At 71.8% G+C, this 13,902-nt stretch carries 12 protein-coding genes and 1 tRNA gene; 9 read left to right on the forward strand and 4 right to left on the reverse strand.

The genetic code is table 11. The annotated features are described in order from the left end of the window. Nucleotides 1-43: 43 nt before the first annotated feature. The 3 genes from PXH83_RS11265 to PXH83_RS11275 all read right to left on the reverse strand — a co-directional run bounded on the left by PXH83_RS11265 (nt 44) and on the right by PXH83_RS11275 (nt 5,170). Nucleotides 44-937 (reverse strand): coiled-coil domain-containing protein, encoded by an 894-nt coding sequence (locus PXH83_RS11265; RefSeq protein WP_274559406.1) that lies wholly within the window; start codon nt 935-937, stop codon nt 44-46. Between the two features lie 238 nt (nt 938-1,175). Then, nucleotides 1,176-4,181, reverse strand: coding sequence for an SUKH-4 family immunity protein (locus tag PXH83_RS11270; RefSeq protein ID WP_274562777.1), 3,006 nt, complete (start codon nt 4,179-4,181; stop codon nt 1,176-1,178). A gap of 5 nt (nt 4,182-4,186) precedes the next feature. After that, nucleotides 4,187-5,170 (reverse strand): SMI1/KNR4 family protein, encoded by a 984-nt coding sequence (locus tag PXH83_RS11275; RefSeq protein WP_274559408.1) that lies wholly within the window; start codon nt 5,168-5,170, stop codon nt 4,187-4,189. A gap of 238 nt (nt 5,171-5,408) precedes the next feature. Here PXH83_RS11275 and PXH83_RS11280 point away from each other — a divergent pair, with 238 nt between their 5' ends. Together PXH83_RS11280 and PXH83_RS11285 are read left to right on the forward strand one after the other, a co-directional pair. Further along, nucleotides 5,409-6,032, forward strand: coding sequence for a YwqJ-related putative deaminase (locus tag PXH83_RS11280; RefSeq protein ID WP_274559410.1), 624 nt, complete (start codon nt 5,409-5,411; stop codon nt 6,030-6,032). 10 nt (nt 6,033-6,042) lie between these two features. Continuing rightward, nucleotides 6,043-6,558: an SUKH-3 domain-containing protein gene (locus tag PXH83_RS11285; RefSeq protein WP_274559412.1), complete on the forward strand. Its 516-nt coding sequence runs from the start codon at nt 6,043-6,045 to the stop codon at nt 6,556-6,558. A 191-nt stretch (nt 6,559-6,749) separates the two neighbouring features. Here the strand turns inward: PXH83_RS11285 and PXH83_RS11290 are convergent, their stop codons facing one another. Further along, nucleotides 6,750-8,072, reverse strand: a complete 1,323-nt coding sequence (locus PXH83_RS11290) for a sensor histidine kinase (RefSeq protein ID WP_274559414.1) — start codon at nt 8,070-8,072, stop codon at nt 6,750-6,752. A gap of 161 nt (nt 8,073-8,233) precedes the next feature. Between PXH83_RS11290 and PXH83_RS11295 the strand changes: the two genes are divergently transcribed. From PXH83_RS11295 to PXH83_RS11325, 7 genes are all read left to right on the forward strand, one after another. Then, a tRNA-Gln gene (locus PXH83_RS11295) sits at nt 8,234-8,305 on the forward strand. A gap of 131 nt (nt 8,306-8,436) precedes the next feature. Then, the gene (glmU, locus tag PXH83_RS11300) at nt 8,437-9,882 is read left to right on the forward strand and encodes a bifunctional UDP-N-acetylglucosamine diphosphorylase/glucosamine-1-phosphate N-acetyltransferase GlmU (RefSeq protein ID WP_274559415.1); all 1,446 of its coding nucleotides are present in this window, start codon (nt 8,437-8,439) and stop codon (nt 9,880-9,882) included. 121 nt (nt 9,883-10,003) lie between these two features. Beyond that, nucleotides 10,004-10,981 (forward strand): ribose-phosphate diphosphokinase, encoded by a 978-nt coding sequence (locus PXH83_RS11305; protein WP_274559417.1) that lies wholly within the window; start codon nt 10,004-10,006, stop codon nt 10,979-10,981. Between the two features lie 192 nt (nt 10,982-11,173). Next, nucleotides 11,174-11,758: a 50S ribosomal protein L25/general stress protein Ctc gene (locus tag PXH83_RS11310; protein ID WP_274559419.1), complete on the forward strand. Its 585-nt coding sequence runs from the start codon at nt 11,174-11,176 to the stop codon at nt 11,756-11,758. Between the two features lie 121 nt (nt 11,759-11,879). After that, entirely contained in the window at nt 11,880-12,470 is a 591-nt protein-coding gene (gene pth, locus PXH83_RS11315) for an aminoacyl-tRNA hydrolase (protein WP_214919621.1), read from the forward strand. A 57-nt stretch (nt 12,471-12,527) separates the two neighbouring features. Then, on the forward strand, nt 12,528-12,998 hold the full coding sequence (locus PXH83_RS11320) for a hypothetical protein (RefSeq protein WP_274559422.1): 471 nt from the start codon (nt 12,528-12,530) through the stop codon (nt 12,996-12,998). Between the two features lie 171 nt (nt 12,999-13,169). Next, nucleotides 13,170-13,868, forward strand: coding sequence for an LPXTG cell wall anchor domain-containing protein (locus PXH83_RS11325; protein ID WP_274559424.1), 699 nt, complete (start codon nt 13,170-13,172; stop codon nt 13,866-13,868). Nucleotides 13,869-13,902 lie beyond the last annotated feature (34 nt).

The following is a 13,902-nucleotide window of genomic DNA, read 5'->3' on the forward strand; positions in this document are numbered from 1 at the left end:
CCTCGTCGGACCAGGGCCGCCGCCCCCTCCTCGTCGGACCTGGTCACCCCTCTGCCGTCGCCCGGCCCGTCAGAGTGGCCAGGCTGGTGCGTACATGGGTCATGTGGGCCTGCATCTCCTCGCCGGCCTCCTCGTGCTCGCGCAGGATGCGTTCCGTCTCGCGTGCGATGCGCTCCTCGCTCACCCGGGCCTGCGCCAGCAGTTCCGCCGCCTGCGCCTCCGCGTCCTCCTGGCCGTGGCGGGCCGCCTCCTCAGCCTCGGCCAGGGCACGCTTGGCATCCGCCAGAACGCCCTCGGCGTGCGCCGTCAGCTCGGCGTGACGGGCGTCGAACAGGGCCTGGTGACCCGCGAGTTCGCGGCCCACGGCCTCCCACCGCTCGGCGTGTTCCTCGCGCTGGGCGGCGAGCAGGGCGGCCGTACGCTGCCGGGTTTCCTTCAGCGTCCCGACCGCCTCGCTCCGCAGCTCCTTCACGTACCGGCGTGCGCCGATCCGGGCCTCGTCGGCGGTGGCCTGTGCGGCGTTGAGGAGCTGCTGGGCGCAGGCCTCGGCGTCCGCCAGCACCTTGTCGGCGTACGCACGCGCCGCGTCCCGGATCTTGGCGGCCTCCGTCTCGGCCGCGTCGTGCAGCGCCTGCGCGTCGTCGCGTGCGGCGACGGCCACCGCCGCGACTTCCTCCTCGACCACCGCGAGGAGGTTCTGGGCGCCCTCGCCAAGGCTCTCGTACGTCTGCGGGGCGAGCCCTGCCGCCCGCTGGCCGACCTCGGCCGCCTCGGCCTCCATGTCCCTTGCGAGGACGGTGAGGCGCGCTGCGCGCTCCCACGCGGCGTCGCGGTCCCGGGAGAGCCGGGCGACTTGGCGTTCCACCTGTTCCTGGCGGTAGCCGCGGCCTCGTACGACGACGAAGCCGTGAGGTGACGGTGAAACCGATGCATTCATCCTTGAAGCCTCTCTCCGACACACAACGCAGTCCGCGCAATCTTGACGGATCAAGATGAAGTGCTCATAACGCGACACTCCGCCCGACTCATCCGGTCAAGGGTGCGTGATTTGTTGTCAGAAATCGGAAAGGGATGGCTTGATCGGATCGTGGGTTGCAATTGACCGAGGCGCCCGACCCATTCCGCGGGGGTCGAGCGCCTCAGTCGTACGTACACACCTCAGCCGGGTCGGCCGGTCAGATCAGGCCGTCCCACATCTGCTCCAGCAGCACCGACCACCAGCTCTCCGGCGACGACAGCGCCGCCGGGTCCAGCGCGGCGAGCTGCGCCTGGAAGTCGACCGTCCAGCGGCCCGCCTGTTCCGGCGTGAGCCCGAAGCGCAGTCGCCACATCCGGCCGAGCAGGGCCAGCGAGCGCGCGAACTCGGGCAGCCCGGTGTTCACGAACTGCGGCGGTACGGGCCGGCCGCCGGGGCCCGCCTCCACCGGTACGGCGACGATGTTCGCCGTACCGTACTGAACGCAGATCGCGCGTCCGAAGTCGCTGCCCATGACGAGGTACGAGCCCGCGTCCGAGGCCGGCTGCACCCCGCGCTGGGCGGCGAGTTCGGCCAGCGTCGGGACCGGCTGCCCCGGCACCGCCTGCGCCCAGAAGAACGGCCCGAAGTCGATCGGCAGGCCCGCCCAGACGAGCGTGCGCCCCACGATCTCCGGTACGCCCTGACGCGATACGGCGGCCTGGTCGAAGCGGAAGATGCCCTGCGGTCCGAAGGCCCCCGCCAGCTCGTGCGCGACCCCCTCGGGCGGGATCGGCGGCGCCTGCATCAGCTGGCCGGGGTGCGGCAGCGGCACCCGTACCGGCGCGGGTCGCGCCGGGCCGTCCGCGACCTGGTGCAACTCGCCCTGGTGGGTGAGGAGATGCTGCATGCCCTGCTGGCGGCTGGCGTGATCGGTGCCGTACGGCGCGACGCTCGTGATCCGCACCTGGGGCCAGGTCTCGCGGATCATACGGGCGCAGTAACCGCCGGGCAGCTCGCACGACTCCAGCTCGGTGTGCAGTTCGAGCACCTGCTGCGGCGGCACGTTCATGGCGCGCAGCTCGTGCAGGATCTGCCACTCGGGGTGCGGCGTACCGGGCGCGGAGCGGCGGATGAGCTGCTGCTCGCTGCCGTCCTGCGCGCGGTAGCGCAGTACGGCCTGGTAGCCGGGGCCGACGGTCGGCACACCGGTGGGCGCGGGCGGCTGCGGGTAGCCGTACGCCTGGGGCTGCGGAGCCTGGGGGGCATGCGGCTGCTGGGGCATGGGTGCCTGAGCCATGGGCGGCTGGGGCGCGGCGCCGGGCGGTGTCCCGGGCGCACCGGGCGGACCCGGGGGCCGGGGAGCACCCGGCGGCGGCCCGACCTGGCCGGGCCCGGCCAGCATGGTCGCCGCGTGATGCACACCACCGCCGGGAGGGCCGGGAGGCTGGGGGGCACCCGGAACACCGGGAGGGCCGGGGGGCTGCGGAGCACCGGGCGTACCGGGCGCGCGGGGAGGACCGGGCGGGCCGGGAGGCTGCGGAGCCCCGGGCATGCCGCCGCCCTGGCTCGGGTCGGCAAACATCGTCGCCGCCTGGTGAACGCCCCCACCCGGAGGCGGCGTAGGCGCACCAGGAGGACCGGGGGGCTGCGGAGCCCCCGGCATGCCACCGCCCTGGCTCGGGTCGGCAAACATCGTCGCCGCCTGGTGGACACCGCCACCCGGAGGCGGCGTGGGCGCACCGGGCGCACCCGGCGGCTTCGGCCCGTCGGGGTCGAGCGCCGATACGAGCTGGGTCGGTACGTACCCACCTGCCGGGGCACCGGGCGTACCCGGCCCCGACGGCGGCGGAACCGCACCCGGCCGCGCACCCGGCGTACCGGGGGCGCCGGGCGGCGGCGGAGTCGTAGAACCGCCGCCCCGAGGACCGCGCGGCGGCATGGCGGCCTTGCTGGTCGCGGCGTCGGCGATGTCCCGGGCCTCGGCCGACCCCGCGGGCGACTGGGGCAACGAGGGCGAGGCGGGCGACGCGGGCGGCTGCGCACCCGGAACGGCCGGGGCGATCGCAGTCGAGGGCAACTGGCTCCCACCCGACATCAGCGCCGTCTTGGCCTCCGGCGCCACGCCGGGCGGCGGGGTGTCGTCATCGTCGGAGCCGGAGAGCGGCGGCGCGAAAACGGTGGCCGGAAGCGGAACTGACATGTCGTCCCCGGCCCCGTTGGTGTCCGTACCGGCCCAGGGGGTGGCCCCGGCGGGCACGTCTGCGGAGGCGCTGGGGTCGTAGCCGCCCTGCGAGCCTCCTGCGGTGGGCCAGGGAGTCCCCCCGGACCCGTGCTCGGCCTGCGAAGCGTTCTCACTCCCACCCGAGCCTGCCCCGGCACCTGCCCAGCCGTCACCGGAGGACGCCGGACCCACGGAGCCTGCAAGGGGCCAGTCGCCATCGGCGGACGGCGAACCAGCGCTGCCCTGCGGGTCGTTGGCACCGGGCCCAGCTCCGGCCGAGGAGGAACCCGCAGCGCCGACGCCGTAAGATCCGTCAGCCGCCACGCCACCGGCCCAGCTACCACCGCCCGAAGACGAACCGGCGCTTGCCTGCGGCGCGTTGACCCCAGCCCCGCCGGACGAAGACGGGCCTGCGGCACCGGCACCGGCACCGGCCGACGCGTCAGTGCCAATGCCTGCGCGGCCGCCCGCCGAAGGCGAAGCCGCGCCCCCGCTGACGGAGTCCGCCCAACTACCGCCCGCCGCAGGCGGAAGCGAACCCGCAGGCACGCCCGTACCCGTACCCGCACCGACACCGGAGTCGGCCTCATCCGCACCCGCATCCCCGCGCCGGTGGTCCGGAATGCCCATCTTGTCTGCCGCGTCCTGGAGCCACTCCGGCGGCGTCAGCAGGAACGACGTCTGTTCCAGGTCTATCCGCTGCGCCGGCGGCGGGCCCGCGTCGTCCGCCGGTGACGTATCCGGCGTCCCGTACTCCTCCTCGTACCGGCGGATCACCTCACCCACCGGCAGGCCGGGCCACAGGGTGGCCTCGCCGCTGTCCCGGGCGATGACGAGGCGCTGGCGCCCGCCGTCCGAGGTCGGGCCGTCCGCGCGGTCCTCCGCCCAGACCACGAAGCCGAGTTCGAACTCGCGCACCCGCACCTCACGGTGCGACGGCGCAGGTACGTCCCCGTTGACCCACTCTTCCGCGCGCTCCTGCGCCTGCGCGAACGTCACCATCGCGCTCACCCCTCGTTCGGTACGGGGACGGCGCGCGCGAAGCCGCCGTCCACCATCAGGTTCGCCACGGTCTCCAGCTCCGGCGGGTTGCCCGCGAGCCGCTGCAAAAACGCGTCGAAGTCGTCGCCGCACGGCAGCAGCAGCCGCTCCACGCGCTCGTGCACCGTCCAGCCGTCGCGGTCCCGCGCGTCGTCGTACGCGACGAACCACACCGAGCCGGTTCCGCCGCCCCTGACCTTCACCGCCAGCAGGCCGCCCTGCACGAAGGCGACGCCCAGGTAGTCCTTCGTCATGTGGTCGCGCAGGCACTTGTTGACGTACACCAGGTCATTGACCGCCGCCTCGTCGCGCACCGTGAAGAACGGCTGGTCGACCAGCAGCCCCAGCTCCGCGTCCAGCGCCGCACCCACCGGTGCGCAGCCGCCCGCCGCCTTCAGGAACGAGCGGTACGCGCCGGGCAGCCGATATCCGAGGTCTTCCTCCACGCCCAGGATCTGCTGCTCGCTCACCGATACGGAACCCTTCGGCAGTCCGAAATGGACCGGCCGGGTCTCCGGCAACGGGCGCGTGCCGCGCTTGTCCTGGTCCACGGCGGCCGTCGTGAGCCCGCCGTGGTGACGCAGCAACGCCTTCACCTCGACCGGTACCAACTCCATGCGCCGCGTGCCCGGTACGTGGTGCCAGGTCCAGCCGTGCGGGGTCGCGACCGCCGGGACGGTGTCCCACAGCTCGTGGCCGTCGGCGGCCAGCGCCGCATTGGCGGACACGTAATCGGTGACGCGCAGTTCGTCCACGCCGAAGCCCTCCGGGGGCTCCGCGATCTCCGCGGCGGCACGTGCGTACGGCGAGAAAACCGGGTAGCCGTCCTCGTCCACGCGCACACCCTTGGGGTGGCGGGAGGCCCGGACGGGGTCCGGGAAGTGCACGACCTGCCCGGCGTAGGCCGCGTTCGGTGGCGCGGCTTGCTGCCCGAGCCGACCTGTCGTCATGGCGGTTGCCCCCTGCTGCATCTGGCTGGTTCGCACAGCCTATGCGGTGGGACAACGAGGGGTCCCGCCCCTCGCCTTGCGTAACGAACCGTCACGCCCGCGTCACCACTGGGCGACGTCCGCGCACGGTTCACCGCCCCAGCTTCCGCACCACTGGTCACATTTGGCAGGCTGTCCCAGCAACGCGGGGGCGTGCACACCGGCGGCCAGCGCCGCGGGCACGGAGGGGAGCACCACCATGCACACGGCACAAAAGGACATCACCGTCACTTCACACACGTCGGAGCCGAGCACACCGGGCACGCAGCGCCCGCCGGGCACACACGGCACACCGGGCACGTCCGGCACGCCGGGCCCCGGAGCGCACCCGTCCGGCGACCCCCGCCTCAGCTGGAGCAGCACCGAGGCCGCCCGCCCGCCGATGCTGCTCCACCGCCGCGACGGCATCCTGCCGACGGTCGCCGCAGCGCTCTCCGTGCGTGGCGCCGACACCCTCACCTGTACGGCGGGCAAGGGGGACCAGCCGCCCGCGCTGCACCCGCTTGTCCAGGACTTCCTCGACACGCTCACCAGCGGCCAGCGCGAACGCTTCACCGGCCGCTGCCCCGAGGCCATCCTCCTCTCTCGGCACATCACCGCCGCCGAGGCGTCCCGCTCCAAGCGCGCCTCCCGCAAGCCGCTCACGCCCGGCGACGCCCGGCGCTCGCTCAAGCACTCGAAGCTCACCGCGCGCCACATCCGCGAGGACGGCGACCCGCTGCACGGCAGTTACGCCCCGCCCTGCCGCTCCTGTACGCCGATGCTCGCCCATTTCGGCGTACGCCCCGTAGACCCCACCGTGACCATCGCAGAGAAGGGCTGACCCGCCGCCGATGCCGGGACCCAACCTCAACACCAACACCACGCGCTTTCCCGTGGCCGTCGACGCCGCCCTGCGTGCCGCCGGCTGGCAGCCGGGGCGGTGGGACATAAGGCAGGCGGAGCACTGGGCGGACACCCTGCGCGCGCACCTGTCCCCGGCCGGCCACCAGCACAGCGTCTTCCCCGCGGCGGTCGAGGCGTGGGCCGAATTCGGCGGACTGTACATCGCGGCGCCGGGCCCCGGCCGCCAGATCGCGCCGACGCCGGTACGTCTCGACCCGCTCGGGGGGCTGCACCACGCCCGTACGTTCGCCGACCTCGGGCGCGCGCTGGGCACGGAGGTGTGCCCGCTCGGCACGGAGCTCGGCAGCGAAGGGGGTGACGGGCAGGCGGTGCTCGCCATCGATTCGGCGGGGCGGGTCTACGCCTTGGACCACACGGGCGACTGGTACCTGGGCGCCGACCTGGACCAGGCCCTGTCGACCCTGGTAACCGGCACCCAGCCGAGCCGACTGGCCCCGGCGTAGGGGTGCGGGACGCCTGCGGCGCTTCCCCTACCCGCCCCTTCCCGAACTGGGGCTCCGCCCCAGACCCCGCTCCTCAAACGCCGGAGAGGCTGAAAGTGCCCGGGGGTCTGAGGGCTTGCTCCCTCACGCGGCGGCAGCCGCAAATGTCACAGCCGGGAAGGGGCGGGCAGGGGAAGAACCACCCCGCACCCCTAGCCCCGCGCCGGGAGCACTGCCGACACCCGGAAGCCGCCCGCATCCGTCGGCCCGGACACGAATACGCCTCCCAGTGCCGTCACCCGCTCCCGCATCCCCACCAGACCGTTCCCACCGCTCGGCAGGCCCGCGTCGGCCGTGCCGCCGTCGGAGGGGCCGTTCTCGACCTGCATGGCCACCTCGGAGCCGCGGTGCGCGAGCCGCACCCATGTCTTCGCGCCCGCCGCGTGCTTGTGCACATTCGTCAGGGCCTCCTGCACCACGCGGTACGCCGTCTGCTCGACCCGAGCCCCGTACGGAACGGGGTCGCCCTCCACCGTGAGTTCCACCACCATCCCGGCCTGCCGGGACTGCCCGACCAGGGCGTCCAGTTCGGCCAGGCACGGCCCGTCCTCCACCGCCTCGGCGGAGGACGACGCGGCCGCCGCAGCCGCCGCGCCGACCGACGCAAGCGGGACCGCCGTGTTCACCGGCTTCGCACGGTCGCCGGACCGCAGCACCCCGAGCATCTCGCGCAGCTCCGTCAGCGCCTGGCGGCCCATGTCACCGACCAGCGCCGCGTTCTTGACTGCCTTCGCGGGGTCCTTCAGCGCCACCGCCTGAAGCGCCGCCGAGTGCACCACCATCAGGCTCACCCGGTGCGCGACGACGTCGTGCATCTCCCGCGCGATACGGGTCCGCTCCTCCGTACGCGCCCATTCGGCCCGCTCCTCCGCCCGGTCGGCGAGCAGCGACAGCTCCCTCTCCAGCGAATCCGCACGCTCCCTCAGGCTCTCCATCAGCCGCCGCCGGGCCCCTATATAGAGCCCGAAGAGCACCGGCGGGCCGGTCAGTCCGAGCGAAAGGAAGAGCGACACCACCGGCACGTACCAGGGCCCGGGATCGAAGTCCCCGTCCGTGGCGTTCGCGACGTCCTGCTGGGTCCGTACGTACGTCACGATCAGCGTCCCTGCGAGGGACATCCCCGCCAGCACCACGGTGATCCGGCGCGGCACCTCCGAAGCGGCCAGCGTGTACAGCGACACGATGCCCATCAGGAAGGCCATCTCGGCCGGTGTCACGGCGATGGACACCAGGACCACGGCGATCGGCCAGCGCCGCCGTACGAGCAGCACGGAGCCCGCGGCCACCCCGAAGGCGACCCCCAGCGGGACCGGCAGTCCCGCGTTCCCCGCGAACCTCACACCTTCCAGCGCACACTCCAGCGCCGAAAGCAGCGCCAGCCCCACATCCAGCACGACGCTGCGGCGCCGCTCCCACCACCAGTAGCGCCGGGCGGTCATGCCCGTGGCCTCCTGGTCTGCCCCCGTTGCGGTCATGCCATCCACCCTACGGGCGGGCGCCACTCAATATCCGGATACCGGGCGAGCACGGTCGGGCCGGGAGCCCGTCGCATTGAAGGCCGGTGTTACGGCATAGTGTTTGCAGCCAAGCCGTCGGCCTGACACATCGTCCGTTTTGGGTCGCCCGGCCGCCTTATTCCCCTGTGGTGTAATTGGCAGCACTGAGGCTTTTGGTGCCTTATGTCCGGGTTCGAGTCCTGGCAGGGGAGCTCACCGAGAGGTGATCGACAGCTCATCGATACGGGTCCTGACCACACCGGTCAGGACCCGCGCGCGTTTCGGTCCTGAGGCCCCCCGGTATCCTGCGGGTGTCCACCACCCGAAGCCGAAGGGCATCACCGTGAGCGCCAATCCGGCCGCCGTCGTCGTCCTCGCAGCGGGTGAGGGCACCCGCATGAAGTCGGCCACCCCCAAGGTTCTGCACGAGATCAGCGGGCGCTCGCTCGTCGGGCACGTCGTCGCCGCCTCCCGCGAACTGAACCCCGAGCACCTCGTCGTGGTCGTCGGCCACGCCCGCGAGCAGGTCGCTGCGCACCTCGGCGAGATCGACCCCGAGGCCCGTACCGCCGTGCAGGAGCAGCAGAAGGGCACCGGACACGCCGTCCGGATGGGCCTGGAGCAGCTCGGCGGCGGGATCCACGGGACCGTGGTCGTCGTCTGCGGCGACACGCCGCTGCTGACCGGCGAGACCCTCACCGAGCTCGCGCGCACGCACGCCGCCGACGGCAACGCCTGCACCGTGCTGACCGCCGAGGTCCCCGACTCCACGGGGTACGGCCGGATCGTACGGGACGAGGCCACCGGCGCCGTCACCGCGATCGTCGAGCACAAGGACGCGACCGAGACGCAGCGCGCGATCAGCGAGATCAACTCGGGCGTCTTCGCCTTCGACGGCCGGCTGCTGGCCGACGCGCTCGGCAAGGTCCGTACGGACAACAGCCAGGGCGAGGAGTACCTCACGGACGTCCTCGGCATCCTGCGCGAGGCCGGGCACCGGGTGGGCGCGGCGGTCGCCGCCGACCACCGGGAGATCCTGGGCATCAACAACCGCGTGCAGCTCGCCGAGGCGCGCAGGCTGCTCAACGTCCGGCTTCTCCAGCGCGCGATGCTCAGCGGCGTGACGGTGATCGACCCGGCGTCGACGTTCATCGACGTGACGGTGACGTTCGACCAGGACTCGGTCGTCCACCCCGGCACCCAGCTGCTCGGTGCGACCCACCTCGGCGAGGGCTGCGAGGTCGGCCCCAACACCCGCCTCAAGGACACGGTCGTCGGCAAGGACGCCCGCGTCGACAACACGGTGGCGGACCGCGCGGAGGTCGGCGAGGGGGCGACGGTCGGCCCGTACACGTATCTGCGGCCCGGCACCATGCTCGGTCCGAAGTCCAAGGCCGGTGCGTACGTGGAGATGAAGAGCGCCGTGATCGGCGAGGGCACGAAGGTGCCGCACCTCTCGTACGTCGGGGACGCGACCATCGGCGACCACACGAACATCGGCGCCGCGAGCGTCTTCGTGAACTACGACGGCGAGACCAAGCACCACACCACGATCGGCTCCCACTGCCGGACGGGCTCGGACAACATGTTTGTGGCGCCTGTCACGGTCGGGGACGGCGCGTACACCGCCGCCGGCTCCGTCATCACCAAGGATGTGCCGCCCGGCTCGCTCGCCGTTGCCCGTGGGCAGCAACGGAATATCGAGGGCTGGGTGGCTCGCAAGCGTCCGGGAAGCGCTGCCGCACAGGCGGCTCAGGCGGCGGCCGACGAGGCCGAAGCCGACAGCTGACCGGAAACAGGTGCGCCCCCGACGGCGTACCGTGATAGGTGCACACAATTCGGCTGGCTCGTATGCGATTCCAAGGCGTGCGGGCGCAGCAGCAATGAATCACGTCTGAGGAGACAGTGCTGTGACCGGGATCAAGACGACCGGCGAGAAGAAGCTGATGCTCTTCTCCGGCCGCGCCCACCCCGAGCTGGCCGAGGAGGTTGCGCACCAGTTGGGTGTCGGCCTCGTGCCGACGAAGGCTTTCGACTTCGCCAATGGTGAGATCTACGTCCGTTTCCAGGAGTCGGCGCGCGGCGCCGACTGCTTCCTGATCCAGAGCCACACGGCCCCCATCAATAAGTGGATCATGGAACAGCTGATCATGATCGACGCTCTGAAGCGGGCCTCCGCCCGGAGCATCACCGTGATCATCCCGTCGTACGGCTATGCCCGGCAGGACAAGAAGCACCGTGGCCGCGAGCCCATCTCGGCCCGCCTGATCGCCGACATGCTGAAGTGCGCGGGCGCCGATCGCATCCTCACGGTCGACCTGCACACCGACCAGATCCAGGGCTTCTTCGACGGCCCGGTGGACCACCTCTCCGCTCTGCCGGTGCTGGCGGACTACGTGGGCGCGAAGGTCGACAGGAACAAGCTGACGATCGTCTCCCCGGACGCCGGCCGTGTGCGCGTCGCCGACCGCTGGTGCGACCGGCTGGACGCGCCGCTGGCGATCGTCCACAAGCGCCGCGACAAGGACGTCGCCAACCAGGTGACCGTCCACGAGGTCGTCGGTGAGGTCAAGGGCCGCGTGTGCGTCCTGGTCGACGACATGATCGACACGGGCGGCACGATCTGCGCGGCGGCGGAGGCGCTGTTCGCCAACGGCGCGGAGGACGTCATCGTCACCGCGACGCACGGCATCCTCTCGGGTCCGGCGGCGGACCGGCTGAAGAACTCCAAGGTCAGCGAGTTCGTACTGACGAACACGCTGCCGACGCCGGGCGAGCTGGAGCTCGACAAGATCACGGTGCTCTCGATGGCGCCGACGATCGCCCGCGCGGTGCGCGAGGTCTTCGAGGACGGTTCGGTCACGAGCCTCTTCGAGGAGCAGTCGTAGCAGCTCCGGGCCGGTCCTGAGCTAGATCGATTTCTGGTACGGCCTCCCCGCCGGGTAGACTCCCTGAGTTGCTCGGCGAGGGAGGCCGTACTCATTCAGTACGGCGCATCCGTTATCGACGCGCTCTTCGTAGCAGGCCGTTTCGTGGCCGGGTGACCCATCCGTTTTTCGTCACCTGCGAGGAGTGCAGCCATGGCTGAGATCAAGATCGCCGCTGAAGTCCGTACCGAGTTCGGCAAGGGCGCTGCCCGTCAGACCCGCCGCGCCAACAAGGTTCCGGGCGTCATCTACGGCCACGGCGCCGAGCCCGTACACGTCACGCTGCCGGGTCACGAGCTGATGATGGCGCTCAAGACCAGCAACGCGCTCCTGAGCCTCGACGTGGACGGCAAGACCGAGCTCGTCATCCCCAAGGCCGTCCAGCGTGACGCCATCAAGCGCACCATCACCCACGTCGACCTGCTCGCGGTCAAGCTGGGCGAGAAGGTCACGGTCGAGGTCGCCGTGCACACCGAGGGCGAGCTGGCCCCGGGCGGCAACCTCCTTGAGAACGTGCTGAACACGCTGTCGGTCGAGACCGAGGCCACGCACATCCCCGAGTCGGTCACGGTCTCCATCGCGGGCCTTGAGGCCGGTGCCTCGATCCACGCCAAGGACGTTCCGCTGCCCGAGGGCACCACCCTGGTCACCGACCCGGAGGCCATCGTCATCCAGGTCCTGGCCCCGCAGGCCGAGGAGGCCCCGGCCGAGGGTGCCGCCGAGGGCGCCGAGGCCTGAGCCTCGGTCTGAACCCCGCTGTTCCCCGGACATCGCTGTACCCCCGGGCCCAGCACCGTCCAGCCGCCGTCCCGCGCCGCAGCGCGCGGGACGGCGGCTGGCGTATGAAGGAGATATGCAGATGACGGACGCAGCCGACCCCTGGCTCATTGTGGGTCTGGGCAATCCGGGGCCGGACTACGCGGCCAACCGCCACAACGTCGGCTTCATGGTCGCCGACCTCCTCGCCGACCGGATGCGGGCGAAGTTCAAGGCGCACAAGGCCCGCGCCCAGGTCGTCGAGGGCCGCATCGGCCCGCCCGGCCCCGGCAACCGCCGTGTGGTGCTGGCCAAGCCGATGTCGTACATGAATCTGTCCGGCGGTCCCGTCACCGCGCTGCGCGACTTCTACAAGGTGCCGACGGCGAACATCGTCGCGATCCACGACGAGCTGGACATCGACTACGGCACGCTGCGGCTGAAGCTGGGCGGCGGCGACAACGGGCACAACGGTCTGAAGTCGATGACCAAGGCGATGGGCCCCGACTACCACCGTGTGCGGTTCGGCATCGGCCGTCCGCCGGGTCGTATGCAGGTGGCCGACTTCGTCCTGAAGGACTTCTCCTCGACGGAGCGCAAGGAGCTGGACTACCTGGTGGACCGGGCGGCGGACGCGGTGGAGTGCCTGGTCATCGACGGCCTCGAACGCGCGCAGTCCACGTACAACTCCTGACACGATCCATGGCCAGAGGTTGACCGAGCGCGGTCGGATGGCCAAGGATCGCCCTCCATGGCCACGAAGCGGACTCAAGCGCTCCTGTACGCCCGACGTGCGGCGATGGCCGGCGTCGCCCTGTTGCTGCTCGTCGCCGGCGTCCGCTCCTCCTGGGGCGCCGCCCAGCACGTCATGCTCTCCAAGGGCCGCGAGCACGGCACGCTGACGGTCGCCAAGTGCGGCGACGAGACGTGCACGGGCCCGTACGTCCCGGCGGACCCTGCGGCGGCCGACCGCTCCCCCGTCACCATCGACAGGTCGGTCGGCACCAAGAAGGGCGCGAAGTTCCCGGTGGTCCTGAAGCCGGGCACGTCCGAAGCGGTACGCGCCGGAGCCCCCGGCATCCTCCACGCCTGGATCCCGCTGGGCGGCGCCCTGCTCCTCGCGGCCCTGGTGATCGCGGGCGGCCTGCGCCTGACGCGGCTGGCGTGGGGCGCGGCGCTGGCGGGCGGGGCGCTGCTGACGGCGTCGTTCTTCGCGCTCTGACTCCGGCTCCTCAAACGGAGTTTCGCATTCACCCGATCGTTACCGAGGACTAGCGGGGCAAGTGGTCGTTCTCGGTACGGATGCGTCACAACTCACCTTGACGGTCCCGTGCGTTCACAGGATGCTGAGCCGCCCCCCACGGCACCCCTCCCCTCTCACGATGGACTGCCCATGCGCACTCGTATTTCCATCGGCGCTGTGGTGACGGCAGCGGCCTTCTCCCTGCTGGCCGCTCCCTCCGCGTTCGCCACCCCGCCCGGCGACAACGGCACCGTGAAAATCCACGATGCCGAGACCGGCGAAGAACTCCGCAAGAACGAGCCGCACGTCTGCACCTTCTACCTCGACGCGTTCGGTTTTGACGCCGGGCAGCAGGTCGAGTGGCGCATCGAGGCGTGGGCCCCGACCGCCGACGTCAAGGGCGTGCAGGTCAAGGCCGGTTCGCTGACGCTCGACGCCGACGGTCACGAGCGCACCGTGGACCTCACGCTCCCCGACGGCCACTACAAGCTGTTCTGGAACTTCGACGGCGAGCACGGCAAGGCCAAGCACAAGGTCTTCTGGACCGACTGCCCGGGCGACGACGTCAAGCCGGGCGAGGAGCCGGGCCAGAAGCCGGGCGAGAAGCCCGGCGAGGACGCTTCGGGCGCGCCGACCGCCGAGCCCTCCGAGGCGACCCCGGACAAGCCCGGCGCCGCTGCTCCGACCTCGACCGCGAACCCCGCTCCGGCCCCGTCCAGCAATGGCGGCGGCGACCTGGCCGAGACCGGCAGCGGTGCGCCCGTCGGCATGCTCTCGGCGATCGCGGCCGCTCTGGTCGCCGGCGGCGGCTACCTGCTGGCACGACGCCGCACGGCCCGCAACCACTGAATCCGGTAAACGAGCACGCGAACGGCGGTGGTCC

Source organism: Streptomyces spiramyceticus (assembly GCF_028807635.1).
GTDB lineage: Bacteria > Actinomycetota > Actinomycetes > Streptomycetales > Streptomycetaceae > Streptomyces > Streptomyces spiramyceticus.

Bases quoted from the DNA above. Each gene is read 5' to 3' on its own strand.
- PXH83_RS11310 (WP_274559419.1), top strand. From the start codon at position 11,174: ATGGCTGAGATCAAGATCGCCGCTGAAGTCCGTACCGAGTTCGGCAAG.
- PXH83_RS11325 (WP_274559424.1), top strand. From the start codon at position 13,170: ATGCGCACTCGTATTTCCATCGGCGCTGTGGTGACGGCAGCGGCCTTC.
- pth (WP_214919621.1), top strand. From the start codon at position 11,880: ATGACGGACGCAGCCGACCCCTGGCTCATTGTGGGTCTGGGCAATCCG.
- PXH83_RS11320 (WP_274559422.1), top strand. From the start codon at position 12,528: ATGGCCACGAAGCGGACTCAAGCGCTCCTGTACGCCCGACGTGCGGCG.
- PXH83_RS11280 (WP_274559410.1), top strand. From the start codon at position 5,409: ATGCACACGGCACAAAAGGACATCACCGTCACTTCACACACGTCGGAG.
- PXH83_RS11275 (WP_274559408.1), bottom strand. From the start codon at position 5,170: ATGACGACAGGTCGGCTCGGGCAGCAAGCCGCGCCACCGAACGCGGCC.
- PXH83_RS11265 (WP_274559406.1), bottom strand. From the start codon at position 937: ATGAATGCATCGGTTTCACCGTCACCTCACGGCTTCGTCGTCGTACGA.
- PXH83_RS11290 (WP_274559414.1), bottom strand. From the start codon at position 8,072: ATGACCGCAACGGGGGCAGACCAGGAGGCCACGGGCATGACCGCCCGG.
- PXH83_RS11270 (WP_274562777.1), bottom strand. From the start codon at position 4,181: ATGGTGACGTTCGCGCAGGCGCAGGAGCGCGCGGAAGAGTGGGTCAAC.
- PXH83_RS11285 (WP_274559412.1), top strand. From the start codon at position 6,043: ATGCCGGGACCCAACCTCAACACCAACACCACGCGCTTTCCCGTGGCC.